The organism is Salegentibacter profundi, assembly GCF_054121475.1.
In genome coordinates this window covers 49,575-74,995 of record NZ_JBSYGG010000014.1, presented here as the reverse complement: position 1 = coordinate 74,995, position 25,421 = coordinate 49,575, and the positions used below count along the sequence as shown (strand labels likewise).

At 39.4% G+C, this 25,421-nt stretch carries 22 protein-coding genes; 11 read left to right on the top strand and 11 right to left on the bottom strand.

Translation table 11 applies throughout. The features are described from left to right. The first annotated feature begins 2 nt into the window (after nucleotides 1-2). The gene (locus tag ACW6NC_RS14580) at nucleotides 3-1,463 is read left to right on the top strand and encodes a glutamate synthase subunit beta (protein WP_457867124.1); all 1,461 of its coding nucleotides are present in this window, start codon (nucleotides 3-5) and stop codon (nucleotides 1,461-1,463) included. Between the two features lie 102 nt (nucleotides 1,464-1,565). Here the strand turns inward: ACW6NC_RS14580 and ACW6NC_RS14575 are convergent, their stop codons facing one another. The 3 genes from ACW6NC_RS14575 to ACW6NC_RS14565 form a co-directional block, all read right to left on the bottom strand. Continuing rightward, nucleotides 1,566-2,087, bottom strand: a complete 522-nt coding sequence (locus ACW6NC_RS14575) for a DUF4136 domain-containing protein (protein ID WP_457867123.1) — start codon at nucleotides 2,085-2,087, stop codon at nucleotides 1,566-1,568. Between the two features lie 73 nt (nucleotides 2,088-2,160). Further along, nucleotides 2,161-3,168 (bottom strand): GTPase ObgE, encoded by a 1,008-nt coding sequence (obgE, locus tag ACW6NC_RS14570; protein WP_457867121.1) that lies wholly within the window; start codon nucleotides 3,166-3,168, stop codon nucleotides 2,161-2,163. A gap of 36 nt (nucleotides 3,169-3,204) precedes the next feature. Next, on the bottom strand, nucleotides 3,205-4,320 hold the full coding sequence (locus tag ACW6NC_RS14565; protein ID WP_457867119.1) for an adenylate kinase: 1,116 nt from the start codon (nucleotides 4,318-4,320) through the stop codon (nucleotides 3,205-3,207). Between the two features lie 122 nt (nucleotides 4,321-4,442). Between ACW6NC_RS14565 and ACW6NC_RS14560 the strand changes: the two genes are divergently transcribed. The 4 genes from ACW6NC_RS14560 (at nucleotide 4,443) to ACW6NC_RS14545 (ending at nucleotide 9,012) form a co-directional block, all read left to right on the top strand. After that, nucleotides 4,443-5,600 carry a 5-(carboxyamino)imidazole ribonucleotide synthase gene (locus ACW6NC_RS14560; protein ID WP_457867117.1) on the top strand — a complete coding sequence of 386 codons (1,158 nt, stop codon included), beginning with the start codon at nucleotides 4,443-4,445 and terminating at the stop codon, nucleotides 5,598-5,600. A 1-nt stretch (nucleotide 5,601) separates the two neighbouring features. Beyond that, nucleotides 5,602-6,093 (top strand): 5-(carboxyamino)imidazole ribonucleotide mutase, encoded by a 492-nt coding sequence (purE, locus tag ACW6NC_RS14555; RefSeq protein WP_457867115.1) that lies wholly within the window; start codon nucleotides 5,602-5,604, stop codon nucleotides 6,091-6,093. A 212-nt stretch (nucleotides 6,094-6,305) separates the two neighbouring features. Then, the gene (locus tag ACW6NC_RS14550; protein WP_457867114.1) at nucleotides 6,306-8,336 is read left to right on the top strand and encodes a M3 family metallopeptidase; all 2,031 of its coding nucleotides are present in this window, start codon (nucleotides 6,306-6,308) and stop codon (nucleotides 8,334-8,336) included. A gap of 124 nt (nucleotides 8,337-8,460) precedes the next feature. Next, on the top strand, nucleotides 8,461-9,012 hold the full coding sequence (locus tag ACW6NC_RS14545; protein WP_457867112.1) for a sigma-70 family RNA polymerase sigma factor: 552 nt from the start codon (nucleotides 8,461-8,463) through the stop codon (nucleotides 9,010-9,012). 234 nt (nucleotides 9,013-9,246) lie between these two features. Here ACW6NC_RS14545 and ACW6NC_RS14540 read toward each other — a convergent pair whose 3' ends face one another. After that, on the bottom strand, nucleotides 9,247-10,089 hold the full coding sequence (locus tag ACW6NC_RS14540) for a hypothetical protein (protein WP_457867110.1): 843 nt from the start codon (nucleotides 10,087-10,089) through the stop codon (nucleotides 9,247-9,249). Between the two features lie 129 nt (nucleotides 10,090-10,218). Here ACW6NC_RS14540 and gcvP point away from each other — a divergent pair, with 129 nt between their 5' ends. From gcvP to ACW6NC_RS14520, 4 genes are all read left to right on the top strand, one after another. Beyond that, nucleotides 10,219-13,068 (top strand): aminomethyl-transferring glycine dehydrogenase, encoded by a 2,850-nt coding sequence (gene gcvP, locus ACW6NC_RS14535; protein WP_457867108.1) that lies wholly within the window; start codon nucleotides 10,219-10,221, stop codon nucleotides 13,066-13,068. A 125-nt stretch (nucleotides 13,069-13,193) separates the two neighbouring features. Further along, entirely contained in the window at nucleotides 13,194-14,252 is a 1,059-nt protein-coding gene (locus ACW6NC_RS14530) for a 3-oxoacyl-ACP synthase III family protein (RefSeq protein ID WP_457867106.1), read from the top strand. Between the two features lies 1 nt (nucleotide 14,253). Continuing rightward, nucleotides 14,254-14,775, top strand: a complete 522-nt coding sequence (locus tag ACW6NC_RS14525; protein ID WP_457867105.1) for a methyltransferase domain-containing protein — start codon at nucleotides 14,254-14,256, stop codon at nucleotides 14,773-14,775. Nucleotides 14,776-14,826: 51 nt separating this feature from the next. Further along, nucleotides 14,827-15,681, top strand: coding sequence for a glycosyltransferase (locus ACW6NC_RS14520; protein ID WP_457867104.1), 855 nt, complete (start codon nucleotides 14,827-14,829; stop codon nucleotides 15,679-15,681). A 1-nt stretch (nucleotide 15,682) separates the two neighbouring features. On the opposite strand, the gene pafA is transcribed toward ACW6NC_RS14520, so the two are convergent. After that, entirely contained in the window at nucleotides 15,683-17,317 is a 1,635-nt protein-coding gene (gene pafA / locus ACW6NC_RS14515; RefSeq protein WP_457867102.1) for an alkaline phosphatase PafA, read from the bottom strand. A 116-nt stretch (nucleotides 17,318-17,433) separates the two neighbouring features. Between pafA and ACW6NC_RS14510 the strand changes: the two genes are divergently transcribed. Together ACW6NC_RS14510 and ACW6NC_RS14505 are read left to right on the top strand one after the other, a co-directional pair. Beyond that, the gene (locus tag ACW6NC_RS14510) at nucleotides 17,434-18,171 is read left to right on the top strand and encodes an MlaE family ABC transporter permease (RefSeq protein WP_457867101.1); all 738 of its coding nucleotides are present in this window, start codon (nucleotides 17,434-17,436) and stop codon (nucleotides 18,169-18,171) included. 3 nt (nucleotides 18,172-18,174) lie between these two features. Further along, on the top strand, nucleotides 18,175-18,939 hold the full coding sequence (locus ACW6NC_RS14505) for an ABC transporter ATP-binding protein (protein ID WP_457867099.1): 765 nt from the start codon (nucleotides 18,175-18,177) through the stop codon (nucleotides 18,937-18,939). Here the strand turns inward: ACW6NC_RS14505 and ACW6NC_RS14500 are convergent. The 6 genes from ACW6NC_RS14500 to ACW6NC_RS14475 all read right to left on the bottom strand — a co-directional run bounded on the left by ACW6NC_RS14500 (nucleotide 18,936) and on the right by ACW6NC_RS14475 (nucleotide 25,419). Further along, complete coding sequence (locus ACW6NC_RS14500; protein ID WP_457867097.1) at nucleotides 18,936-20,357, bottom strand: DUF389 domain-containing protein; 1,422 nt, start codon at nucleotides 20,355-20,357, stop codon at nucleotides 18,936-18,938. The genes ACW6NC_RS14505 and ACW6NC_RS14500 overlap by 4 nt on opposite strands. Before the next feature lie 4 nt (nucleotides 20,358-20,361). Next, nucleotides 20,362-21,444, bottom strand: a complete 1,083-nt coding sequence (locus ACW6NC_RS14495) for a mannose-1-phosphate guanylyltransferase (protein WP_457867096.1) — start codon at nucleotides 21,442-21,444, stop codon at nucleotides 20,362-20,364. Nucleotides 21,445-21,447: 3 nt separating this feature from the next. Continuing rightward, nucleotides 21,448-22,047 (bottom strand): SprT-like domain-containing protein, encoded by a 600-nt coding sequence (locus tag ACW6NC_RS14490; RefSeq protein WP_457867094.1) that lies wholly within the window; start codon nucleotides 22,045-22,047, stop codon nucleotides 21,448-21,450. Nucleotides 22,048-22,053: 6 nt separating this feature from the next. Beyond that, nucleotides 22,054-22,734, bottom strand: coding sequence for an SDR family NAD(P)-dependent oxidoreductase (locus ACW6NC_RS14485; RefSeq protein WP_457867092.1), 681 nt, complete (start codon nucleotides 22,732-22,734; stop codon nucleotides 22,054-22,056). Next, nucleotides 22,731-23,705, bottom strand: coding sequence for a M20/M25/M40 family metallo-hydrolase (locus tag ACW6NC_RS14480; protein WP_457867090.1), 975 nt, complete (start codon nucleotides 23,703-23,705; stop codon nucleotides 22,731-22,733). Before ACW6NC_RS14480 ends, ACW6NC_RS14485 begins: the two co-directional genes overlap by 4 nt. Before the next feature lie 70 nt (nucleotides 23,706-23,775). Then, nucleotides 23,776-25,419 (bottom strand): pyruvate dehydrogenase complex dihydrolipoamide acetyltransferase, encoded by a 1,644-nt coding sequence (locus tag ACW6NC_RS14475; protein WP_457867088.1) that lies wholly within the window; start codon nucleotides 25,417-25,419, stop codon nucleotides 23,776-23,778. Nucleotides 25,420-25,421 lie beyond the last annotated feature (2 nt).

The window sequence follows — 25,421 nt, the reverse complement described above, 5'->3', positions numbered from 1 at the left end:
GAATGGGAAAATTAAAAGGATTTTTAGAATATAAACGAAAAACGGAAGAAACAATTGAGCCTTCAAAGCGTGTTAAAAATTTCAAAGAATTCACAAAAGATCTGAGCAATGAAGAGCTGCAGGATCAAGGAGCTCGCTGTATGGACTGTGGGATACCTTTTTGTCACAGTGGTTGTCCGCTGGGTAACTTAATCCCGGATTTTAATACTGCCGTCTATAGAAACCAATGGGATAAGGCTCTAAAAATACTCCATTCTACCAATAATTTTCCCGAATTTACTGGGAGGTTATGTCCGGCGCCCTGTGAATCTGCTTGTGTTCTCGGAATCATTGAACCCCCGGTATCTATTGAGCTCTTAGAGAAGTATATCGTAGAACGAGGCTTCAAAGAAGGATGGATCAAACCTCAAATTCCCGAACACCGTACAGGCAAAAAAGTTGCAGTAGTAGGGTCAGGCCCAGCTGGGCTTGCGGCGGCCCAACAACTCAATCGCGCAGGTCACTGGGTAACTGTTTTTGAGAGAGACAAAAAAGCAGGGGGTTTACTACGCTACGGGATTCCAGATTTTAAACTCGAAAAAGATGTTATTGATCGTAGGTTGAAAATAATGGAAGAAGAAGGTATAAAGTTTATGACCGATACAGAGGTAGGGAAGGATTATGATATTGAAGATTTAAAAAGTTTTGATTCCGTTGTGCTTTGTGGGGGTGCTACACAACGCCGAAATTTACCCATTCCAGGTGCTGATAGTAAAGGAGTGGTTCAGGCCATGAAATTTTTAAAGCGGAACAATGAAGTGGTAGACGGTTTGGCCGAAATGACAGATGACCTCTCGGCCAAAGCAAAAGATGTCATTGTGATCGGTGGTGGTGATACGGGTTCCGATTGTGTGGGGACTTCCAACCGACATGGAGCGAAATCGGTGACAAACTTTGAAATCATGCCTATGCCTCCCGAACAAAGAAGCAAAGAGAATCCCTGGCCCTACTGGCCTTTTACTTTAAAATCAACTTCTTCTCATCAGGAAGGTGTGAATCGAAACTGGAGTATCTCCACCAAAGAATTCATAAGGGATAAAGAGGGGAAATTAAAAGCATTAAAAACAGTAAATATCGAATGGGTAAAAGGAGAAAATGGAAGACCTCAGTTAAAGGAGATTCCAGATTCCGAAAAGGAATGGCCGTGTGACCTAGCTCTTCTGGCTCTGGGCTTTACAGGACCCGAAAAAAGCCTGGCTGAACAATTAGATTTGGAAGAGGATTCCCGCACCAATATTAAAGCTGAAAAAAATTACCAGACCAATATTCCTCACATTTTTGCGGCTGGAGATATGCGTAGAGGTCAGTCCCTAATTGTCTGGGCAATTTCAGAAGGCAGGGAGGCAGCATACGAGGTTGATAAATTCCTAATGGGAAAATCGAAATTACCCACTAAGGGTCCTGGAGATCTTCCGGCAGCCTAAGGAAAAACCTTTATCCGCGCAGTGCAAAAAGTGGAGAGAAAGTGCTTTGATCATCAAACATCAACGAAGAAAGTTAAGGCAGATTCCTGTTCCTTAACCCAGTCAGGATTTTTTTGGTGGATAACCATCAAGGGCTTTTTGAACAATCTTTTCGAACTGGGTACGTCGCTGTTCAGGAGAAGCATCAGGATTAAATTTACTCTCCACTACAGCCTGCCAGACAAGGGAATCATCATTTACATCAATAAAATCAAAGGTTATTCGAAGATAGGTTTCAGGGCCACCAAGGGGAATACCACCGGAAACCCCAACACCAACATTGCGTCCCCCGCCGCCTATACCAACTCCAAGACTATTTTGATTTTGTTGATGAAATTCATCGGTATAGACGTTGACATAAATTCCCGGTTTTGACGAAGTTGAAAAACCTTTTTTCTTAAGATGGTTTTCCAGACTTGCTAGCAATCGTTTTTCATCCAATTGACTCAAGCCGGATTGAAAATCAGGGAAAATAGCATAAGTCGAATATTTCGAAAAATTTATTTCCTGATCGTAATCATATACAGCCTGCGGGGTATTACAGGAGATAAAAAAAAAAACAAGAAGTATTGGTATCGGCTTCATAGGATCCATATTTTTAAAGCATTAGATTAAAAATACAGAAAATTGCGAGGCAAACCGCAGGTATTAACAAGAATTAAACAGGCTCTTTATTAAGCATTTCCCACAACTTATCTTTAAGTTCCTGAAGCCCCTCTTGCGCTACCGATGAAATAAATAACCAGGAGGCCTTGAGCTTTTCATCGAGTTCAGCTTTAATTTCGGCCTTGAGTTCTAAATCAAGCATATCACTTTTAGAGATTGCTATAAGCCGGTCCTTTACCAGCATCTCAGGATTATAGCGCCTCAATTCATCTAAAAGGATCTCGTATTGTTCAATGATATCAGGGGCGTCTGCCGGAATTAGAAAAAGTAAAGTTGAGTTTCGCTCAATATGTCGTAAAAACCGGTGTCCTATTCCTTTACCTTCCGCGGCACCCTCTATAATTCCCGGAATGTCTGCTACAACAAATGTTTTAAAATCACGGTATTTCACGATACCAAGATTAGGCTTAAGCGTAGTAAATTCGTAATCAGCAATTTTTGGTTTTGCCGCCGTAATTACCGAGAGTAAGGTGGATTTTCCTGCATTAGGAAAACCGACCAGCCCTACATCGGCAAGAATCTTTAGTTCCAGGGTTATATCCTTTAGCTCACCATCAATACCTGGTTGTGCATACCTAGGGGTTTGGTTGGTAGAGCTTCTGAAATGCCAATTACCCAAACCTCCTTTTCCACCTTCTGCGACAACGATCTCCTGACCGTCATCGGTGATCTCATGCAGGATTTTTTGAGTATCGGTATCGCGTATGACTGTACCCAGGGGTACTTCTATATATTCATCGGAACCATCGGCACCGGAACTGCGCTGCTTAGACCCATTACCACCATGCTCGGCTTTTACGTGTCTTTTGAATTTTAAGTGAAAAAGCGTCCAGAGATTTTTGTTGCCTTTAATAATAACGTGACCACCACGACCACCATCTCCTCCATCAGGTCCGCCTTTGGTGATATATTTCTCCCGGTGCAAATGCGCAGAACCCTTTCCTCCTTTTCCAGAGGCCACGTGAATCTTTACATAATCAACAAAATTCCCTTCAGTCATACTTCAATTATATTTCAGTCCCTTTAACCGGTACTCTTATCTTTTCATTAATTCATCAATCACAGCGCTAAGTCGGGCGGTAATCTCATCAATAGAACCGACACCATCTACACCATAATATTTATTTTGTTTTTCATAATAGTTTTTAAGGATAGCGGTTTCATCATAATATACCTTGATTCGATTTCTTATTACAGTCTCATCCGCATCATCCGGCCGGCCAGAAGTCTTTCCGCGTTCAAGAAGACGCTCTACGAGTACGTGATCCTCGACCTCTAATGCGATCATTGCGCTAACTTCGGTACCTTTCTTCTGCAAAAGTTCAGCAAGGGCATCTGCCTGAGCTTCGGTTCTGGGAAAACCATCAAAGATAAAACCATTGCAACCTTCATTTTTTTCAACTTCAGCATTAAGCATATCGATAGTTACCGAATCAGGTACAAGCTCGCCGCGATCAATATAAGCCTTAGCACTATTTCCAAGTGCTGTCTTATTCTTTATATTATACCTAAAAACATCCCCGGTCGAGATATGCACTAAATTGTATTTTTCTTTCAAAATTGTTGCCTGAGTTCCTTTTCCGGCCCCTGGAGGACCAAAGAGTACCAAATTTGTCATGTTATTTTCTTTGCGTTTATATACTTGGCGTAGATTGCGGCCAAGACCATCATAATCTAAACCGTAACCTACAATAAATTTATTAGGAATTTCCAGTCCAACATATTTAATATTAAATGTTCTCTTATATGCTTCTGGCTTATAGAAAAGAGTTGCAACTTCATATCCAGCTACACCCTCTTTTTCCAGAATAGTGTTGATGGTATTTAGCGTATTTCCTGTATCCACAATATCCTCCAGCAAAATCACCTTCCGTCCTTTTAAAGAATGGTTTAAGCCAAGAAGGGTCTCCACATTCCCTGTAGATTCAGTTCCCTGATAAGATCCCAGTTTCACAAAACTTACCTCGCAGTCACCTTTAAATCTTTTAATTACTTCAGAAGCAAACATAAAAGCACCATTTAGAACGCCTAAAAAAATAGGATTTTCTCCTTTGTAATCATCATTAATACGTGCAGCAACACGGAGGATAGCTGCGTCGATTTCCTCTTCTGAAATATAGGGTTCGAAACTTAGATCGTGTAATTTTATCAAAACTGATTTTTTTTTAAAAAGGCAAAGATAAGGATTCTCTATTACTAGGTCTGATGAATTATGTAAGATTAAGTAGGGCAATACGCCTTAAAAATTTATTTTTGCCTAAACTGGAAATTCTTATGCAAAATTATTTTTCTTCAAATTTTAAACTCGGAATTCTCGGCGGTGGTCAGCTCGGGAAAATGATGCTTTATGAAACCCGAAAATTCGATATTCACACCCATGTTTTAGACCCTAGCGCGGAGGCCCCATCCCGAATATCCTGCAATTATTTTGAACAGGGCGATCTTATGGATTACCATACGGTTTTGAATTTTGGAAGAAAGGTAGACGTGCTTACCTTTGAGATTGAAGGAGTGAATATTGATGCCCTTAGGCAACTTAAAAAAGAAGGAGTAAAGACCTGGCCATCGGCAGAAACCTTAGATAAAATCCAGAATAAAGCTACTCAAAAGAAGTTTTACCAGTCCAATGACATTCCTACTGCAGGCTTTAAAGTTTATGATAACAAAAAAGAACTTCTTTTCGACCTTGAAAATGGGAATTTAGAGCTCCCATTCGTATGGAAAAGTGCTACAGGTGGTTATGATGGGAAAGGGGTAGCTGTGATTAAAACCCCAGAGGATCTTAATCAAATTACAAACGATCAATGCATTGCCGAAAATCTTGTTCCATTTAAAAATGAGCTTGCAGTAATTGTAGCCCGAAGCCCTTCAGGAGAAATCAGAACTTATCCAGTGGTTGAGATGGAATTCCATCCAACTGCCAATCAGGTTGAATATGTTATTTGTCCTGCGCGGATTGAAGAAAAGGTCGCTGAAAAAGCTAGAAAATTAGCAGAAAAGGTTTCAGAAGCCTTTAACCATGTAGGACTGTTAGCGGTAGAAATGTTTCAAACCGACAATGATGAGATCCTGGTAAACGAAGTAGCACCACGACCGCACAATAGTGGTCATTACAGCATCGAAGCCTCTTATACCAACCAGTTTGAACAACATATTCGAAGCATTCTGGACCTTCCACTAGGAAATACAGAAAGCAAAGCTGGAGGAATTATGGTAAATTTAGTGGGTCATAAAGATCACCAAGGTGCGGTTCGTTATGAAAACATAGAAAAAATACTTCAAATGGATGGGGTTACGCCACATATCTATGGCAAAAAAATTACCCGACCATTTCGGAAAATGGGACATGTGACTATAGTGAATAAGGATTTAGGAAAAGCCCGAAAAATTGCCGAAGAAGTAAAAAATTCAATAAAAGTAATAAGCAAATAATATGAGTAAAGTAGCAGTAATAATGGGCAGCACCAGTGATTTACCGGTGATGCAGGAGGCCATAGACATATTAAAGGGTTTTGATATAGAGGTTGAAGTAGATATTGTTTCAGCCCACCGCACTCCTGAAAAATTGTTCGACTATGGAAAAAAAGCCCATGAGCGAGGGATAAAGGTTATTATTGCCGGCGCAGGCGGAGCAGCCCATTTACCGGGAATGATTGCTTCTTTATCTCCACTTCCTGTCATAGGAGTGCCGGTAAAATCCAGCAACTCTATAGATGGCTGGGATTCTGTACTTTCCATCCTGCAAATGCCTGGTGGGGTACCTGTGGCTACAGTAGCACTTAATGGTGCAAAAAACGCAGGTATATTGGCCGCCCAAATCATAGGAACAGCAGACAAATGTACTTTAGATAAGGTGCTTTTCTACAAAGAAGGGCTCAAGCAAAAGGTGGTCGAAGGAGCTGAAAAACTTAAGACTGGGAAATAAAAAAAGCCACGTCTTGCAACGTGGCTTATAGCAGTGTTAGTTCTATTATCTGTAAAATAATTTATTAACCATTCTAAAATATTAATCCAGAAAAACTTTAAAAGAAGATGAACACTGCCAATACTTTCTTAATTCCGCTTCGAATATACATAATTTTGTTAAAAAACAATCTTTTGCGTTAAAAAAATTTATAAAAACGTCAATTTCACATTATGAATAACTCTAACCCGTTGTTACAGGACTTCGATTACGCTCCCTTTTCCTCAATTAAAAATGAGCATTTTAAACCTGCTATAATTGAAGGCATTGAAATGGCTCGCAGAGAAATTGAGACTATAATAACTATAAAGGAAAGTCCGAATTTCAAGAACACTATTGAGGCTCTTGAATTTTCAGGGAAGCAACTTGACAGAATAACCAGTATTTTCTTCAATTTAAATTCCGCTGAAACCAATGAGGAAATCCAGAAGATTGCCCAGGAAGTGTCCCCACTCTTGTCTGAATTCCGAAATGATGTAATCCTCAATAAGGCTCTTTTTAAACGTATAAAAGTTGTTTTTGATCAGAAAGATAAGCTCGAGCTAAATACAGAGCAGCAAACTTTGCTCGATAAAAAATACAAAGCTTTTGTTAGAAATGGAGCTAACCTTAGTATGAAAAAACAGGAAGAACTAAGGGAAATTGACAAACAGCTCTCTTCTTTGAGCCTGAAATTCGGAGAGAATGTTCTTGCTGAAACCAATAAGTTTGAACTTCAAATTATCGATGAAGACAAACTTAAAGGTCTTCCCGAAAGTTTCAAAGAAGAAGCCAGTTCAGTAGCTAAAAGCAGAGGTAAAAAAGGATGGATATTTACTTTGGAATATCCAAGCTTCCTACCCTTTATGAAGTATGCTGAAAACCGGGAGCTTCGCAAAGAAATGGCCCTAGCCTTCGGCTCTAGAGCATTTCACGATGACGAATTTGATAACCGCGAAAATGTTCTTCAAATTGTAAAGCTTAGATTCCAAAGGGCTCAACTCCTAGGCTTTAGAACTCATGCCCATTTCGTATTAGAAGAAAGAATGGCTGAAACTCCTGAAAAAGTAGACAGCTTTTTGAATGAACTATTAGAAAAGGCAAAACCGGCTGCTAAGAAGGAGTTTAAAGAACTAGAAGATTTTGCCAGGGACCTGGACAATATAGAACGGCTTGAAAAATGGGATGCCGCCTTTTATGCGGAAAAACTTAAGCAAAAGCGTTTTGATCTCGACGATGAAAAGCTAAAACCCTACTTTAAACTTGACAATGTGATCAATGGAGTCTTTGAAATCGCCAACAGATTGTACGGTATTACATTTAATGAAGTTACCGATATTGATACATATCATCCAGATGTAAAGACCTATAAAGTTATTGATCAAGACAACAGGCCGATAGCGCTATTTTATGCAGATTTCCATCCCCGACCAGGCAAACGAGATGGCGCCTGGATGACCGGATATAAATCCCAGTATATTAAAGATGGTAAACAGGAAAGGCCGCATATTTCAATAGTTTGCAATTTCACTAAACCCTCAAAAAGCCGACCTTCACTGTTAACTTTTAACGAGGTCACTACCCTCTTCCATGAATTCGGACATGCATTGCATGGAATACTGGCAGATACTACCTATCCAAGCCTTTCTGGAGCAAATGTTTACTGGGATTTTGTTGAACTTCCCAGCCAGGTTCTGGAAAACTGGTGTTATGAAAGAGAAGCCCTAGAGCTCTTTGCCAAACACTATGAAACGGGAGAAATTATTCCGATGGAACTGGTGCAAAAGATCAAAGAATCAGCTAATTTTCATGAAGGCATGGCAACGCTGCGCCAACTTAGCTTTGGGTTACTTGATCTTAGCTGGCACGGGATAGATCCAACCGGTGTTACCGATGTAAAGGCCCATGAAGACCAAGCCTTTGAACCCACTAAATTATACCCAGAAGTCCCAGAAAACTGCATGAGTACCGCTTTCTCTCACATCTTTCAGGGTGGTTATTCCGCCGGATATTACTCTTATAAGTGGGCAGAAGTGTTAGATGCAGACACTTTTGAATATTTTCAAGAAAACGGGATTTTCAGTCGTGAAATTGCCAATAAATTCAAATCCATGATCCTTTCCCGTGGTGGTACTGAGCACCCGATGACACTTTACAAGCGTTTTCGTGGTAAGGAACCAAGTCCGAATGCTTTACTAAAAAGAGCAGGCTTGCTGAAGAAATAAAAGTAAATGCCGGGCTTTTGATAATTTTTAAACTTTTGCCCGGTTATCCTCTATTTAAACTATATATTTTATAACTATAAATCCCCGGAAAGTTGTTAATTTTGAAAGGATATTAAAGAAACCAATGCCTAAACATAAGCTAGATCCCAATAAATGGGTAGATAAATACGCTGACTACCTTTTTAATTACGCAATTGTTCGGGTGAACGATCGCGAGATTGCTAATGACTTGGTTTCTGAGACTTTTCTTGCAGGACTCCATTCTAAGGATAATTTTTTAGGCAAGGCTTCTGAGCGGACTTGGCTCATTTCAATTCTGAAAAGAAAGGTTATAGACTACTACCGAAGAATAAATTCTCAAAAAGGTCAGGCCGAAGTGAGAATCAATTATTCTGACGAGGAAAACAATGGAGAATGGCTGGAGGAGCAGGTAGCTGATGACTTCGATCGCAGCGCGGAAGATGAAATGGAAAACGAAGAGTTGAGATTAGCTATCCTTGAATGCCTGGACGAGATTAATCCAAAACATGCAGCAATTTTTAAAATGAAAACAATTGATGGTGCAGATACCGAAGCGGTATGTAATGAATTCAAAATCACCCCGTCTAACCTTTGGGTAATTATTCACCGGGCTAGAACAGCCCTCGCTGCCTGTTTAGAAAAAAAATGGCTTTAATTATGCAGAAACCTAAATTTTTCATCCTTGATTGCTCCAGTGCTGCAAACTGTTGCGATAAAAAAGAATACAACGAAGCAAGTGTAAGGGAAAAGACTAGCATGATTATTCATAATCTATTTTGCAAAAGATGTCGTGAATATTCCGCTCGGAATTCCAAACTTACACAGTTAATAAAAAAAGCAAGGATCAAAGGCTGCACCACAGAAGAGAAACAGGGAATTAAAGAGCGGCTCAAACAGGAAATATCCAAGCAAGGATCATCTTCGAACTAAACCATAGAATCACCCAGGCAATAGGTAAAGCTTCTACCCAAAAAGCTGCGAAATATCTCGACTGATCTTTAACAGTTATCTTCAAAACATAAGCACTTAAAAGGGCGACCGCAGCAAGAGCACCGAAATTAACAATATGAAATTCCTGTTTAATAATTTCCAGAGATACTATTAACAACAATAGAAACCAACCTAAAACACGGGTTCTTTTTATTCCAATTTTTTGGGGGATAGTGGAAAGGTGTTTTGCGTCAAATTTCAGATCTCTTATTTCAAAGGGTAAAGTAATAACTATTATAAAAATCATTCTTTGAATAAACATTAAAAGCTTATCAAAAAAAATGATTTCAGGATGGCCAAGTAAGGGAAGGATTACGCTAACTCCAGCCCAGACTAAAGCAATTATTATAATCTTAATCCCCGCGAGATCCCGTAGGTTTCTGTTTTGCGATAGCACAGGCGCGGCATATAAAAGCGTAAAAATGCCCAGTATTGCACTCATTAAAAGTATTTCCCAGGATTGAAAAAAAGCAACAAAAACCAGGGAAAGGAAAACCAGGAAGGAAAATACCTGAATAACCCGAAGGTTTCGAGCAAGACTTCGATGATACAATTTAGCAAGGCCTGCATATTTTACAAAATTATAACCGGTAATGCTTCCAAAATAGATAAAAATAAGCAAGGGTAAATCAGACCTTAAACCATATTCCAGATAGGTTACCAGGGTTAAGGCAACCACAGCCAAGGCCACATGGACACTACTGTTTAAATATAGATCAAAATATTTCTTAAAAGACTTCACCCGGCTAAAATAAACAAACCAAATTCAGTTGGTTAAGCGTCCTAAAATCTTAACAAGTCTAAACTCTAATTTCTAAAAAATTAAGTTTAAAATCCGTAATTTCGCAGCACAAAACACAACCTTATTTTAATGAGAACAGATTCTTTTGCACTACGCCATATAGGCCCTAAAGAAAGCAATCTACAGGACATGCTTCAAACAATAGGCGTAGACTCACTCGAGCAATTAATATACGAAACAATACCGGATGACATCCGCTTAAAATCTCCATTAAACCTTCCTCCTGCTTTAAGTGAACACCAGTACGCTGAGCACATTGGTAAAATTGCAGCTAAAAATAAAATTTTTAAGAGCTATATAGGCCTTGGCTACCATCAGTCTATATTGCCAGCTGTGATTCAACGTAACATATTGGAAAACCCAGGCTGGTACACGGCGTACACTCCTTATCAGGCCGAGATTGCCCAGGGGAGACTGGAAGCCCTTTTAAATTTCCAAACCATGGTAAGTAACCTTACAGGAATGGAAATCGCTAACGCCTCCCTTCTTGACGAATCCACCGCCGCTGCCGAAGCTATTTCACTTTTATACGCGCTGAGAGACCGTACCCAGAAGAAGAAAGGGGTCAACAAGTTTTTTGTTTCACAGGAAGTGCTACCTCAAAGCATTTCACTAATCGAAACACGGGCGATTCCTCTTGGGATAGAGATTGTAGTAGGTAACCATGAAGAATTTGACTTTTCTGAAGAATATTTTGGAGCTCTTGTGCAGTACCCAGGAAAATCCGGACAAGTATTCAATTATAGTGATTTTATCGGCAAATGTCAGGAATCCGGAATAAAAACAGCAGTTGCGGCTGATATACTTAGCCTGGTCAAATTACAGGCTCCAGGAGAATTAGGAGTGGATGTAGTAGTGGGAACTACTCAGCGTTTTGGTATTCCTCTTGGTTACGGCGGACCTCACGCGGCTTTTTTTGCCACAAAACAAGAATACAAGAGAAATATCCCTGGAAGGATTATTGGGGTGACCAAAGATATGGATGGCAACCAGGCCCTTAGAATGGCGCTACAAACTCGGGAGCAACACATTAAACGTGACAAAGCGACCTCAAATATCTGTACTGCTCAAGTATTGCTTGCTGTAATGGCGGGAATGTATGCAGTCTACCATGGTCCCGATGGACTGAGATATATTGCAGATACCGTTCACGCCTCCACTGTAAGTCTTGAGAAGGAATTAAAAAATTTAGGATTTGAGCAAGTAAACACTGCATTTTTTGATACCCTACAAATAAGGGCTAATGCTAACAGTGTAAAAGACATCGCAGAGAAAAAAGAAATAAACTTCTATTATCCTGATGCCGAAACTGTTCTTATTTCATTGAACGAGACTACGAATCTTGAGGATATTAATCATATAATTAGCGTTTTCGCACAGCTCGCAGCCAAAGAACTATCTCCACTAGAAGAACTTTCTGAAGAAGAAAAAATTCCGACAGAATTAAAGCGCAAAACCGAATTCTTAACCCACGAGGTCTTCAATGCGTATCATTCTGAAACCGAATTGATGCGCTACATCAAAAAACTGGAACGCAAAGACCTCTCTTTAAACCATTCAATGATTTCATTGGGATCCTGCACAATGAAGCTAAATGCAGCTTCAGAAATGCTCCCTCTAAGTATTCCGCAATGGGGAAATATTCACCCTTTTGTCCCAGTGGAACAAGCTGAAGGATATCACTTTGTGCTCCATGAACTAGAAAAACAACTTAACGAGATCACCGGATTTTCAGCAACCTCCTTACAACCAAATTCCGGTGCACAGGGAGAATATGCAGGCTTAATGGTAATAAGAGCTTATCATGAATCACGAGGAGAAGGACATAGGAACATTTGTCTTATCCCATCCTCCGCTCACGGTACTAACCCAGCTTCAGCGGTAATGGCAGGAATGAAAGTTGTGGTAACCAAAGCCTCAGAAAACGGGAATATTGATGTAGACGATCTTAGGGAAAAAGCTATTGAACATAAGGATAATTTAGCGGCCCTAATGGTTACATATCCTTCAACTCATGGGGTTTTTGAATCGGCTATTCGTGAAGTCACAGCTATTATTCATGATAATGGGGGCCAGGTTTATATGGACGGAGCCAATATGAATGCCCAGGTTGGATTGACTAACCCTGGAGTCATAGGTGCGGATGTTTGCCATCTTAATTTACATAAAACATTTGCTATTCCTCATGGTGGAGGCGGTCCAGGGGTTGGACCTATTTGTGTAGCCGAACAATTGAAACCTTTTTTACCTGGAAATCCGGTAATAAAAACTGGTGGAGATAAGGCCATTGGTGCGATATCTTCGGCCCCATGGGGTAGTTCACTTGTTTGTTTGATATCCTATGGTTATATTAAAATGCTTGGAAGTAAAGGTCTACAAAAAGCCACTGAATATGCAATTCTAAATGCTAATTATGTAAAGGAAAGATTGAACGAACATTTTAAAACTCTTTATTCGGGAGAAAGAGGAAGAGCAGCTCATGAAATGATCCTTGACTGCAGACCTTTTAAAGCCAATGGAATTGAAGTAACGGATATCGCCAAACGGCTAATAGATTATGGTTTCCATTCTCCTACAGTATCATTCCCTGTCGCAGGCACCTTAATGATTGAACCTACAGAAAGTGAAAGCAAAGCCGAACTTGACCGCTTTTGTGATGCGTTGATCTCTATTAGAAAGGAAATTGAAGAAATCTCGAGCGATGATAATACCAATGTTCTAAAAAATGCTCCGCATACAGTTGCTATGCTCACTTCGGAGGAATGGGAATTCCCATATTCCAGACAAAAAGCGGCATTCCCGCTGGATTATATAGCTGACAATAAATTCTGGCCAAGTGTCAGACGGGTAGATGAAGCTTTTGGGGACAGAAATTTAATGTGCTCATGCCCACCCACAGAGGATTACGCTGAGGTATAAAAAATAAGGGCGGAACGAAAGTTTCGCCCTTATTTTTCGTCTTATTATGTAAATTAAATTCGGATTAGATATCTTTTACGGATCATTTTATTAATTTAGTTCTTAAACCGATAAGCCCCGGACATATGAATATAAAAATAAGCGGCACAGGAAGTTATATTCCTAACATAATCACTAAAAATGCCGATTTTCAAGAGCATGAGTTTTTAAATACAGATGGTTCTGGTTTTCCTCATGATAATAAAACTACCATTGAAAAATTCAAAGCAATAACGGGGATTGAGGAAAGACGGTATATTGAGGATAATTTGAATACTTCAGATATTGCGATGCTTGCAGCGCAAAAAGCTTTAGAGGATGCTAAAACCGATCCTGAGACTCTAGACTACATAATAGTTGCACATAATTATGGCGATGTCAAGGCTAGAAATCCTCAAAGCGATACGGTTCCCAGTCTTGCTACCAGAGTCAAATACCATTTACGCATAAAAAACCCAAAATGCGTATGTTATGATGTCCTATTTGGGTGTCCGGGATGGATAGAAGGAGTGATTCAGGCACAGGCTTTTATCAAAGCCGGAATGGCTAAAAAATGTCTTGTTATCGGAGCCGAGGCTTTATCTCGTGTGGTAGACCATCACGACAGGGATTCTATGATATTCTCAGATGGAGCTGGCGCAGCGGTACTCGAAGCTACCGAAGATGAAGGCGGTATCCTTTCTCATGAATCGGCAACCTACAGTTTCAGCGAAGCCAATTATATTTACTTTGGAAAGTCGAACAATGCAGGCGCTACAGATGAAACCAGGTATATTAAAATGAATGGTAGAAAAATTTATGAATTTGCATTGAATCACGTGCCAGGAGCGATGAAATCATGTCTTGATAAAAGCGGAAAGTCCATTAAAGACCTAAAGAAAATTTTTATTCACCAGGCTAATGAGAAAATGGATGATGCTATTATTAAACGTTTCTACAGAGTGCACAAAGAACCAGTGCCAGACCATATTATGCCAATGACAATTCAGGAGTTAGGTAATAGCAGTGTGGCAACGGTCCCTACACTTTTTGATTTAGTTCGAAAAGGTAAAATTGCCGATCAACACTTAAATAAGGGTGATGTAGTTATGTTTGCCAGTGTAGGCGCCGGGATGAATATCAATGCTATTGTATACCAATATTAAAATGTACGAAAACAGCTTCCCTAATAAACGTTTTAAAAAGACGATGGAATTTTTGGAAGCCCACATTGATCCTTCAGATAGAATTTTGGACCTGGGTGTAGACAATCCATTTAGTGAAATAATGCGCAAAAATAATTTTAAAGTAGAGAACACTGCTGGTGAAGACCTGGATCTCAATACCGAGGCTGTACAATCTTCAAAATACGATGTAGTTACTGCTTTTGAAATTTTCGAACATTTGGTTGCACCATATAATGTCCTAGCAAACATTAAAGCGAAAAAATTAGTGGCAACGGTCCCTCTAAAACTATGGTTTTCCAGTGCTTATAAAAGTAAAACCGATATGCGCGACAGGCATTTCCACGAATTCGAAGACTGGCAGTTTGACTGGCTCATAGAAAAAGCCGGATGGACCATAAAGAGCAAAGAGAAGTGGACCAATCCCGTTAAAAAACTGGGAATCCGACCTGTTTTAAGATATTTTACACCAAGGTATTACGCGATTTATGCTGAAAGGAACTAGACGAGAAAATCCCTTTAAAGTCTAAGAGCAGCATTTTTTAAATTTCAGCATTTGAAAACCTATATAATTATTCCCGCCTTTAACGAAGCTCAAATTATCGGCAAATGCCTTCAGTCTCTCATTGATCAAACTCATAAGGCAAATAAAATTGTGGTAGTAGATGATGGGTCTACTGACCATACTCCAAAAATTGTTACTGAATTCGCTTTAAAACATCCTGAGGTATCACTTGTTAAAAAAAAATCGGAGAGCAATGGATTGCATTTACCCGGAGGCAAAGTAGTTCATGCATTTAATGAAGGCCTGGCTAGCCTAGATGAAGACTACGAGGTAGTCTGTAAATTTGATGCAGATCTAATTTTCCCAAAAAACTACCTTGAAGTCATTACCAAACATTTCCAGGAAGATTCACAAATAGGAATGGCCGGTGGATTTTGTATTATAGAAAAACAAGGAGAATGGTTAGTGGAGAATCTCACTGGAAAAGACCATATTCGTGGTGCTTTAAAAGCTTATCGAAAAGCCTGCTTTATAAATATAAATGGGTTAAAGCCGGCTATGGGCTGGGACACATTAGATGAACTCTTGGCACAATACTATGGCTGGAAAATAAAAACAGACCAGAGTTTATTAGTAAAACACCTTAAACCCACCGGGAAAAATTATAACAAATCTTCAAAATATAAACAGGGCGAAGCTTTTTATAGATTGCGTTATGGATTTATAATTAGTTTAATTGCCTCTGCTAAAATTGCTTATAAAAAAGGTGAAATTTCTTTTTTCTGGAACTGTATGCAAGGATTCTTCAACGCTAAAAAAGAAAAACGGCCTTACCTTGTCAGTGACAAGGAGGGCCGTTTTATAAGACATTTACGTTGGAAAAAGATGCGCAGCAAGGTCTTTTAGATCACTGGTCTAACATCTTGTAAAGAGGTTTCCCGGAAGTTCCATTCGGAAAGGCAATTCCTAGTAAGGCAGAAATCGTAGGTGCAATATCAGGAATTTCCGACCGCTCGGTAGTGGCTCCCTGCTTGATCCCTGCCCCGTAAAATATCAAGGGTGCATGGGTATCGTAAGTAAGTCCACTACCATGGGTAGAACCGGTTTTGGAATAAGTAATAGTAGCTGGATTAAGTACAAAAATCACGTCGCCACTTCTGCGTTGGTTAAACCCGTTTTGCAATAAGGATTGGATACCCTTGCTATAACTTCCAGCAGTAAGTTCACTTCTGGTAATGACTTTATCAATTTGTTCCTGCTTAAGAATATAAGCAGCAATGGATTCTTCCAAATCTGCTGTTTTAATTTTCGCCTCCTTTAGCTTTTTGTAATTAAAAAAGATTTGCCCATTAGAAACATTCATGATCAGGTCTTCTTCATCAAATTTATCAGCAACAAAATCCTGAAGTCTTTCAGTAAAAACGACATCATTAAAATATCCTCCAGGGATACCTACGGATTGTAAGTATGCGGGCACATCAACCGCACCGTGGTCAGCGGTTAGAAAAACAGTGTAATTCCCCTCTCCCAACTTTCCATCCAAATATTGAAGTAACTTTGCAATATTTTGATCGAGTCTTAAATAAGCATCCTGCACTTCTTTTGAGTTCACCCCGAAATTATGACCGAGATAATCAGTACTGGAATAGCTTAATGTTAGAAAATCAGTGTATTCATCCTGGCCCAATCCTTCACCTTCAATAGCTGCAAGGGCAAAATCGGTGGTAAGATCACTTCCAAATGGTGAGATTTTGATAATTTCGTAATTCCCATTTTCCATTTTTAACTTCTCCAGATCATAGGGAAAAGAAGCCTCGGGTTTCCCTTTAAAGCCTCCTTCAAAATCATTGACATCACTACCACTTTCTGTATAGGTTTCAATATCATAAAGGGTATTCCAGGTTTTAAAATAAGATTCAGTTTGACCAGAATTATTAAAATTTTGGACCCATTCCGGCAAAGCTTCCATATAATAGGAACTGGTAATCCATTTTCCTTCGTCCCTTCCATGAAACCAATATGCCGCATTGGCGGTATGTCCAGCTGGCAAGATCGCACCCCGGTCCTTAAGTCCAATTCCAATAGTTTTTCCCTTCATTTGGGTAAAGAGACGGTTTTCATCGGCCACACTTGTAGTTTTCATGCGATGCGGTGACATCTTTCCTGCCTCATCAGCTGTGCCCACCGGTTGAACACTATTATCACCAGTACAATAAACAAATTGGTCCTCAAATTTATTAAACCAGCTATTCCCTATTATCCCATGATTCATCGGGCTTGTTCCAGTCCAAACAGAAGCATGGCCTGGGCCGGTATAGGTAGGCACATAATTAAAATGGTTATTTTTAAAATTAAAACCCTCTCTGATCATTCTTTTAAAACCATCTTTGGAATAATGATTCCAAAACCTGGTCAGGTAATCATACCTCATCTGATCTACAACAATTCCAACAACGAGTTTTGATTTAGGTTGTGGAGATTCTTGTGAAGATAGCTCAAAAGAAAATAAAATACTGAAGGCAAAAATTAGAAGATATTTCATTTCATTTAAATTTATGGAGTCCCCCAAAAATACTAAACTTCCATCATCAAAGTTTAATTCTACGTTAAATACTTTGGACTGATTTTTTAGTATTTTAGCTTTACAAAAATTGGTGAATGAACTATTTGCACTCCATTGGAGAATATTTTTTAATGCTGAAAGGGGTCTTTGGCAGAATGACCAAAAGATCGGTTTTAAAAGATCTTATTTTCAAAGAGATAGATGATCTTATAATAAGCTCTATCGGAATCGTAGCTTTTCTTTCCTTTTTCATCGGAGGTGTAGTGGCAATTCAAACTGCTCTAAATCTTACCAATCCTTTAATCCCTAAGACCCTGGTAGCCTATGCAGCAAGACAATCGGTAATATTGGAGTTCGCCCCGACTTTTATCTCCATAATTATGGCCGGAAAAGTGGGCTCTTATATTACTTCCAGCATTGGCTCTATGAACGTTACTGAACAAATAGATGCGCTGGAAGTAATGGGAATTAATTCCCTTAATTATCTGATTTTCCCTAAAGTGATAGCAATGCTCACTTATCCTTTCGTAATAGCTATTTCTATGTTTTTGGGAATCGTGGGAGCTTATGTAGCAGCGGTTCTCGGCGGATTTGTAGGGCCTGACGCTTTTGTTGAGGGACTCCAGGAAGATTTTGATCCCTTTCATCTTACTTATGCTTTTGTAAAAACCTTTTTATTTGCTTTTATCCTTGCCACAATCCCAGCATATCACGGATATTATATGAAAGGTGGAGCCCTAGAAGTTGGTCAGGCCAGCACCACATCGTTTGTATGGACCAGTGTAGTGATAATCGTAACCAATTATATTGTAACTCAATTATTATTAAGTTAGGCGATGATAGAAGTTAAAAATTTACATAAAGCATTTGACGGAGAAGAAGTTTTAAAGGGAATAGATTTCGTCTTTGAACGAGGGAAAACCAATTTAATCATCGGCCAGTCCGGATCGGGAAAAAGTGTTTTATTAAAATGCATGTTGGGCCTCTTTGTACCTGATCAAGGGTCCATTGAATATGATGGTAAACCTTTTTCGGAATTCAGTGAAGATGAAAAGAAAGATCTTAGCAAGGAAATTGGGATGGTTTTCCAGGGTGGAGCATTATTCGATTCGATGACAGTTGAAGAGAACGTACTTTTCCCCTTAAGAATGTTCACCAAACAGAGCAAAAAGAAGCTACTTGTCCGGGTTCGGGAAGTACTGGAAAGGGTGAACCTCAATGGAAGTGAACAAAAATATCCATCGGAAATCAGTGGAGGAATGCAAAAGCGTGTTTCCATTGCCAGGGCGATTGTAAACCGTCCAAAATACTTGTTTTGCGATGAACCAAATTCTGGACTAGATCCAAAAACCGCAACAGTAATCGATAACCTCATTCAGGAAATCACACGGGAATATGACATTACTACAGTTATTATTACCCATGATATGAACTCTGTTCTTGAAATAGGTGAAAATATAGCATTTTTAAAGGATGGCGTCTTAGCCTGGAAAGGCGACAAAAACCAAGTATTTAAAACGGAAGATGAATCAGTAACTGATTTTATCTACTCCTCCAACCTTTTTAAAAAAGTTCGTACGGCGCAGTTGAAAGGCCTTTAGTTCACTGTTTTTACCGAAAGGGTATCAAGCTGGAGTCGTACTTTAAGCCAGGATTCAATCTTTTCTTTCTCCTGGTTTCTTTTCACGGCTGACACACCTGGTTTCCATGATACCGTAAATGTTGGGATCGTATCGATCTTTTCAAAATTTGTAGAAATAAGATTCGAATATCCTAGCTCCTGAACCTCGCTGTAATTGATCTTAATTTCTCTACTTAAATCGGGAAATGAAAAATTATCACCCCGAAATTTACTAAGCTCATTTTCCAAAAGCACAATTCGGGCATCTTTATCCTCAATAATCTCCTGGTTTTTTACGTAGAGATCTTCCAGAATTCCACTTCGAACCTGGTTACTCAATTCATTAATATCACCACCTCTTTCCCCCTGATGAACAATAAGCTGAGATTCCTTTAAAGCCTCTACATTCCCCATTTGTTCCTTCCAGGTGTCAATGGTACCTTGAGGCACCCTTTGCCCAATTAGATAAACATCAATGGTCTTATCCTGATAATCGTGTGTATATTTTATAGTCTCTGCTCCACTATAACGAACTACCTGGTTGATGAACTCTCTTGATTTAGATTCAAAAAGTTGTTTCTGAAGAAGATTTACAAAAAGAATTACACTTGGAATCATTACAATGATAGCAATAGTTGATGCAATCTGGGCCGTACGTCGACGCTTTCGACTATTGGCATATTTCACAAGTGGAAAACCTAAAAGCTTGGTGACCACAAAAGTAGAAAGCGCAATAAAAACAGCATTTATGGAAAATAAATACAATGCCCCACCGGCATAAGACCAGTTCGCAATTGCAAGACCATAACCCACAGTACATAAAGGAGGCATAAGGGCAGTGGCGATAGCCACACCAAGAATTACACTAGCAATAGTGCCTTTTTTGGTTTTGGCAATTATTAAGGCCAAACCACCAAATATAGCTACCAGTACATCCAGAATAGTAGGATATGTACGCGCAATCAGTTCCGGTGTTTCTTCTTTTACTGGGGATATAAGAAAATAAATATAAGCGGTTAAAACACTTAGCCCGACCATTAACCCAAGATTAATGAAAGACTTTCGTAGGGTGATCACATCATTGATTGCTACAGACATACCTACCCCGACAATAGGACCCATTAAAGGGGAGATTAACATCGCCCCTATCACAACTGCAGTGCTACTTACATTTAGTCCAACAGAAGCCACGAAAATAGAAAAAATAAGGATCCAGGCGTTATGACCTTTAAAGGAGATGTCTTTTTTTACAGCTTCTACAGTAGATTCCCTATCAGTATCACCCCTAATTTCCAGAAGGTCAGTGATGAATATTTTTAGATTCTCAAAAAACCCATGTGCATTTTTCCGAAGTTCGGTGACATTGGCTTTATCATTCCCGGGTTGATTGTTTTCCATTTAATCAGCCTAAATTATTTCCAAACCGCTCCTGAACTTTTTCCCTGAGCTCTTTTATGGTTTGTTCCTTGTTTTTTGGAAGTAATAATAATACTTCCTGTGTTTCTACAATTATAAAGTCATTAACTCCATCGAGTACCACCACCTTTCCGCTTTGGGTACTCACAATATTACCGGAAGAGTCCATCGGCAACAATCTGGAGTTCACTACGGTATTTTTAAACTTATCCTGCGGAAGTTCTCTTTCAAGACTGCCCCAGGTGCCCAGATCGTTCCATTTAAAATTTACCGGGATTACAAAGACCTGATCTGATCTTTCTAAGACACCATAATCAATCGAAATATTATCTGCCCGACCATAATTTCTCTCAAGAAATTCCTCTTCCTCAGGGGTATTCCAGAGCTCGTTACCTTTTTCAAAGAGCCGACTCATTTCAGGAAGGTACTTTTCAAAAGATTCGATAATATAATTTGCACTCCAAATGAAAATTCCTGCATTCCAAAGATATTTACCACTCTTTAGAAATTCTTCTGCTTTTTTAAAGTTTGGTTTTTCAGTAAAATCGTCAACCTTGAAAAGTTTCTTATTCTCTTCAGGCTTATATTTAATGTAACCATATCCGGTATTAGGAAAATGAGGACTAATGCCCAGAGTAATTAACTTGTCATCTTCAGCCACTGCCTTAAATCCCATCGCTACGTTTTCAGAAAACTCTAAATCATTATCGATCCAATGATCACTCGGAGCCACCAGGATAAGTGCATCTTTATTTTTATTTTTTATCTTAAGAGCTCCTAGTAAAATACTTGGAGCTGTATTTCTCATCGCAGGTTCAGGAACTATTTGTTCATTCTTCACCTGGGGCAATTGTTCTTTTACAAGATGCGTATAATCCTTATTGGTCAGAATATAGATATTTTCCTGAGGAATAATTTTGGAGAGCCGGCCAAAGGTCGTTTGAATAAGACTTTTTCCAGAGCCTAAAATATCCTGAAATTGCTTGGGATTTGCCTGGGTACTCGCAGGCCAGAAACGGGAACCTACTCCCCCAGCCATAAGAATTGCATAATAATTTTTGTTTCTCATACATCAGGCTTTTAATAATTCTACTTCGGCATTTGGCTGAAACAGATAGATTCTACCTGTATTAATTTCCAGGCATTCATACCTTTTAATCCTTCTTGGGCCTTTTTTAAAGGTTTTACCATTGTAAATTCTGAAAATACCACCAGTAGGAATTTCAAAAATAAAATTTTTATCATTTTCAGGATCAAAATGCTTCAAGGCTACCGAAAGTTTTGCATCGGTATCACTACTGGCACGTGGATTTCGGAAATGATGGGCAATAACTGGTAAAAGACGTTGAGGAAATACCTCGGGCCTTATAAAAGGCAGCATCAATTCTCTAAAGGTGGATTTCCATTCAATTCCATGTGGTTTAATATTGCGACCATATTTTTCGAAAGCTAATAAATGTGATATTTCATGCACCAATGTTATCAGAAACCGGTATTTATTTAAATTAGCATTTACGGTTATTTGTTGCGAACCATTTGGAAGTCTCCTGTAATCACCGTGTCTTGTCTTGCGTTCATTGACAATTTTCAAATGAACATTGTTTTCCCTAATGAGGCTAAAAACAGCAGGTATAGCCTGCATAGGTAGATATTTCTCAAGGATTTGCTTCATTGAGTTTTATGGGGTACTATTGGAGACCTGGAGTAATTTTCCGTTATAATATTTATTACCAGTAAGGCTGAAATCCATTATATACTGTGCCATCTCCGCAGCCGTCAGGGGAGCCCTATATCCAGGGAAAGCTTCTTCCAACATTTCAGTCTGTACCGCTCCGAGAGCCAAAACATTAAAAGAGGGCCCGGTTTCCTTATATTCTTCAGCCAGTAATTCGGTTAAAGTAATAACTGCCGATTTACTAGAGCTATAGGCAGAAAGTCCAGGGAACTTCACGCTTCCCTGGACTCCTCCCATTGTACTGATATTTACTACATGAGAATTTTTATGAAAAAATGGAAGTAGTTTTTGAGTTAAACCTACCACCCCCATTACATTGGTTTTATAAATTTTTTCAAATTCCTCCAGGCTTATATCCTCAAATGCCTTCTTGACTAAAGCACCAGCATTATTGATAAGAATATCAACGGTATTTGTATGGTTTTGTAAATATTCAACGGCTTTTTCCAAACCAGCAGTTTCTGTTATATCGCAGGAAAGGCTGTACACATTTTCAAGCTTAAGATCCAACACCGGTTCTTGGTTTCTTGATAATGCTAAAACCTTGTGTCCAGCCTCGGCAAAAAGCTTTACTAGTTCAAAACCTATTCCTCGACTTGTTCCTGTTATTACAACTTGCTTCATTGCTTGTTTAATTTTATTTCTTTCTGCCGGGTATTGGCCATTTTTTCAATACCTGGTATAACCGATTTTATGAAATCGTTGAGGTGTTCATAATCCAAATTCCCCGCTTCGTCCATAACATGATGATAATATTGGTAATTGGTAAAATCAAAGGTGCTAATAGTCTGAGCGGGTACTTCAAATTCCATATAGAATGGATAATTATCACTCCTTTGAAATAACCTGTATTCCTTCGCCTGGGGAAGAAATCCTAATACCGCTTCTTCTGAATACTCATTGAATTTATCAGCAAGGTTAGAAGTTTCATAACCCGTTACATAGGCCAGGTAATCCTTACCATCCATTGGCACTCCCACCATCTCGAAATTAAGAACGGCATATAAGTCAATTCCTTCTTGTTTCATCTTTTCCGCAGCATATTTGGAACCGCGCAGCCCCATTTCTTCCGCAGAAAAAAGCATAAAAACCAGGCTCCTTTTATTATTTTCTATTTCAGCAAAATGCTTAGCAAGCTCTACAACGGCAACTGTTCCGGCAGCATTGTCATTAGCTCCATTTGCTATAATGTCCCCGTTTACCTCTTTCCCTTCTCCAATATGGTCATAATGAGCTCCAAGAATAATAATTTCATTTTTCAAATCAGGATCGGTACCTTCAACAAAGCCAACTAGATTGTAAGCATATCGATCTTCCACCTCGAATGTATCACGATAAGATTCATAAAAGGGTTGCACCCGATGCTCCCTAAAAATAGTCTCTATTTTTTGAGCAGCAAGGTCAATGCCTTTAGACCCGGTTTGGCGACCTCTCAATTCATCTGAAGCAAGGTAATGCAACAAGGATTTTGCTTGGTCACCCATAGCATTATAAGCTTCCGGTTGGGGGTTTGAACTTGTGGTCTGGGATATTCCCTTACAGGCAAAAAGGCTCAAACCTGCCGTTACTGTCAAAAAAAGTAGAAATTTTCTCATAAGGCTAAAGATAAAAAAATCCCGCAATTAAGCAGGATTTTAAAGTTATAGAATGTGCTCAGTACAGCTTTTAAGCCAGCATGGTCACCGGACTTTCAAGATAAGTTTTAAGGGTTTGCAAGAACACAGCTCCCGTTGCGCCATCTACAGTGCGATGGTCACATGCCAGGGTTAATTTCATGGTATTCCCGACCACTATCTGTCCATCTCTAACTACCGGTTTTTCCACGATGGTTCCCACCGACAGAATTGCAGAATTAGGTTGATTGATGATACTGGTAAATTCAACGATCCCAAACATTCCAAGGTTAGAAACTGTAAAGGTACTCCCTTCCATTTCGTTTGGCTGCAGTTTCTTATCCCGCGCTTTCCCAGCAAGATTTTTCACATTCCCTCCAATTTGGGTCAAGGACAACTGATCAGCAAATTTGAGTACAGGAACAACTAGACCTTCTTCAACAGCTACAGCAACCCCCATATGAATGTGTTTGGCTATTTTGGTAGAATCCCCAGTCCACTGACTATTTACTTTCGGATGTTTACGCAGAGCCATAGCGCTGGCCTTTATAACCATATCATTAAAGCTCACTTTAACATCTGGAATATTATTAATCTCTTTACGGGAGGCCATTGCATTTTCCATGTCAACCTCAATGGTCAGATAATAATGGGGGGCATTAAATTTGGATTCTGCTAAACGCTTAGCAATAGTCTTGCGCATTTGTGAGTTCTTGACCTCTTCAAAACTTTCTTCCCCAGCAGGTACATAGCTTTGGACCGCAGCCGCTTTTTTCTCAGCTGGAGCCTCAGCTTTTTCAACATGTTCTGAAGGTTTGAAATCTTCAATGTCCCGTTTCACAATACGTCCGTTCTCGCCACTTCCCTGAACATCAGAAAGGTCTATGCCTTTATCTTCTGCCATTTTTTTGGCAAGGGGAGAGACAAAAATCCTTCCTGAAGATTTTTTAGATTTCTCTTTCTCAGAAGTACTTTTAGAAGCTTCTTCTTTAGTCTCTTTCTTTTCTTTTGGCTCTTCGTCCTTTTCAGCAGCTTTAGGCTTAGGTTCGCCTGTTGAGATTCCCGAAACATCCGTTCCTTCAGGACCTATAATAGCTAAAAGACTGTCTACCTTGGCGGATTCTCCTTCCTGAATACCTATTTTAAGCAAAGTACCCGAGTAGAAAGATTCAAATTCCATAGTAGCCTTATCCGTTTCGATTTCGGCTAGGATATCTCCTTCTTCTACCTTATCTCCTTCCTTTTTAATCCATGAGGCTACAGTCCCTTCTTCCATAGTATCACTCAGCCTCGGCATCGTGATTACTTCCACACCTTCGGGAATTTCATTACCCTCCTGTTTTTTGTCATTTTCCTTATCTCCCGGAACATCTTCTTTTTCAGATGAAGTCTTTTCTTCTTGTTCATCACCTTTATCTGACGAGCCCCCACCTTCAATAAGCTCAGAAATATCCTCACCTTCTTCTCCTATTATCGCTAAAAGTGTATCAACAGGAGCGGTTTCACCTTCTTCAATACCAATATGCAAAAGCGTCCCCTCATGAAAGGATTCAAATTCCATAGTGGCCTTATCGGTTTCGATTTCGGCTAGGATATCTCCTTCCTCTACTTTATCTCCTTTTTTCTTTAACCACTTAGCTACCACACCTTCTTCCATGGTATCGCTCAAACGCGGCATATTAATTACTTCTGCCATAA

What these genes read in the sequence shown, in the direction of transcription:
- ACW6NC_RS14550 (WP_457867114.1), top strand. Translation starts at nt 6,306, where the DNA reads ATGAATAACTCTAACCCGTTGTTACAGGACTTCGATTACGCTCCCTTT.
- ACW6NC_RS14525 (WP_457867105.1), top strand. Translation starts at nt 14,254, where the DNA reads ATGTACGAAAACAGCTTCCCTAATAAACGTTTTAAAAAGACGATGGAA.
- ACW6NC_RS14505 (WP_457867099.1), top strand. Translation starts at nt 18,175, where the DNA reads ATGATAGAAGTTAAAAATTTACATAAAGCATTTGACGGAGAAGAAGTT.
- ACW6NC_RS14510 (WP_457867101.1), top strand. Translation starts at nt 17,434, where the DNA reads ATGAACTATTTGCACTCCATTGGAGAATATTTTTTAATGCTGAAAGGG.
- ACW6NC_RS14575 (WP_457867123.1), bottom strand. Translation starts at nt 2,087, where the DNA reads ATGAAGCCGATACCAATACTTCTTGTTTTTTTTTTTATCTCCTGTAAT.
- gcvP (WP_457867108.1), top strand. Translation starts at nt 10,219, where the DNA reads ATGAGAACAGATTCTTTTGCACTACGCCATATAGGCCCTAAAGAAAGC.
- obgE (WP_457867121.1), bottom strand. Translation starts at nt 3,168, where the DNA reads ATGACTGAAGGGAATTTTGTTGATTATGTAAAGATTCACGTGGCCTCT.
- ACW6NC_RS14500 (WP_457867097.1), bottom strand. Translation starts at nt 20,357, where the DNA reads ATGGAAAACAATCAACCCGGGAATGATAAAGCCAATGTCACCGAACTT.
- ACW6NC_RS14580 (WP_457867124.1), top strand. Translation starts at nt 3, where the DNA reads ATGGGAAAATTAAAAGGATTTTTAGAATATAAACGAAAAACGGAAGAA.
- ACW6NC_RS14545 (WP_457867112.1), top strand. Translation starts at nt 8,461, where the DNA reads ATGCCTAAACATAAGCTAGATCCCAATAAATGGGTAGATAAATACGCT.
- ACW6NC_RS14490 (WP_457867094.1), bottom strand. Translation starts at nt 22,047, where the DNA reads ATGAAGCAAATCCTTGAGAAATATCTACCTATGCAGGCTATACCTGCT.
- ACW6NC_RS14485 (WP_457867092.1), bottom strand. Translation starts at nt 22,734, where the DNA reads ATGAAGCAAGTTGTAATAACAGGAACAAGTCGAGGAATAGGTTTTGAA.
- ACW6NC_RS14475 (WP_457867088.1), bottom strand. Translation starts at nt 25,419, where the DNA reads ATGGCAGAAGTAATTAATATGCCGCGTTTGAGCGATACCATGGAAGAA.
- ACW6NC_RS14530 (WP_457867106.1), top strand. Translation starts at nt 13,194, where the DNA reads ATGAATATAAAAATAAGCGGCACAGGAAGTTATATTCCTAACATAATC.
- ACW6NC_RS14560 (WP_457867117.1), top strand. Translation starts at nt 4,443, where the DNA reads ATGCAAAATTATTTTTCTTCAAATTTTAAACTCGGAATTCTCGGCGGT.
- ACW6NC_RS14480 (WP_457867090.1), bottom strand. Translation starts at nt 23,705, where the DNA reads ATGAGAAAATTTCTACTTTTTTTGACAGTAACGGCAGGTTTGAGCCTT.
- pafA (WP_457867102.1), bottom strand. Translation starts at nt 17,317, where the DNA reads ATGAAATATCTTCTAATTTTTGCCTTCAGTATTTTATTTTCTTTTGAG.
- ACW6NC_RS14495 (WP_457867096.1), bottom strand. Translation starts at nt 21,444, where the DNA reads ATGAGAAACAAAAATTATTATGCAATTCTTATGGCTGGGGGAGTAGGT.
- purE (WP_457867115.1), top strand. Translation starts at nt 5,602, where the DNA reads ATGAGTAAAGTAGCAGTAATAATGGGCAGCACCAGTGATTTACCGGTG.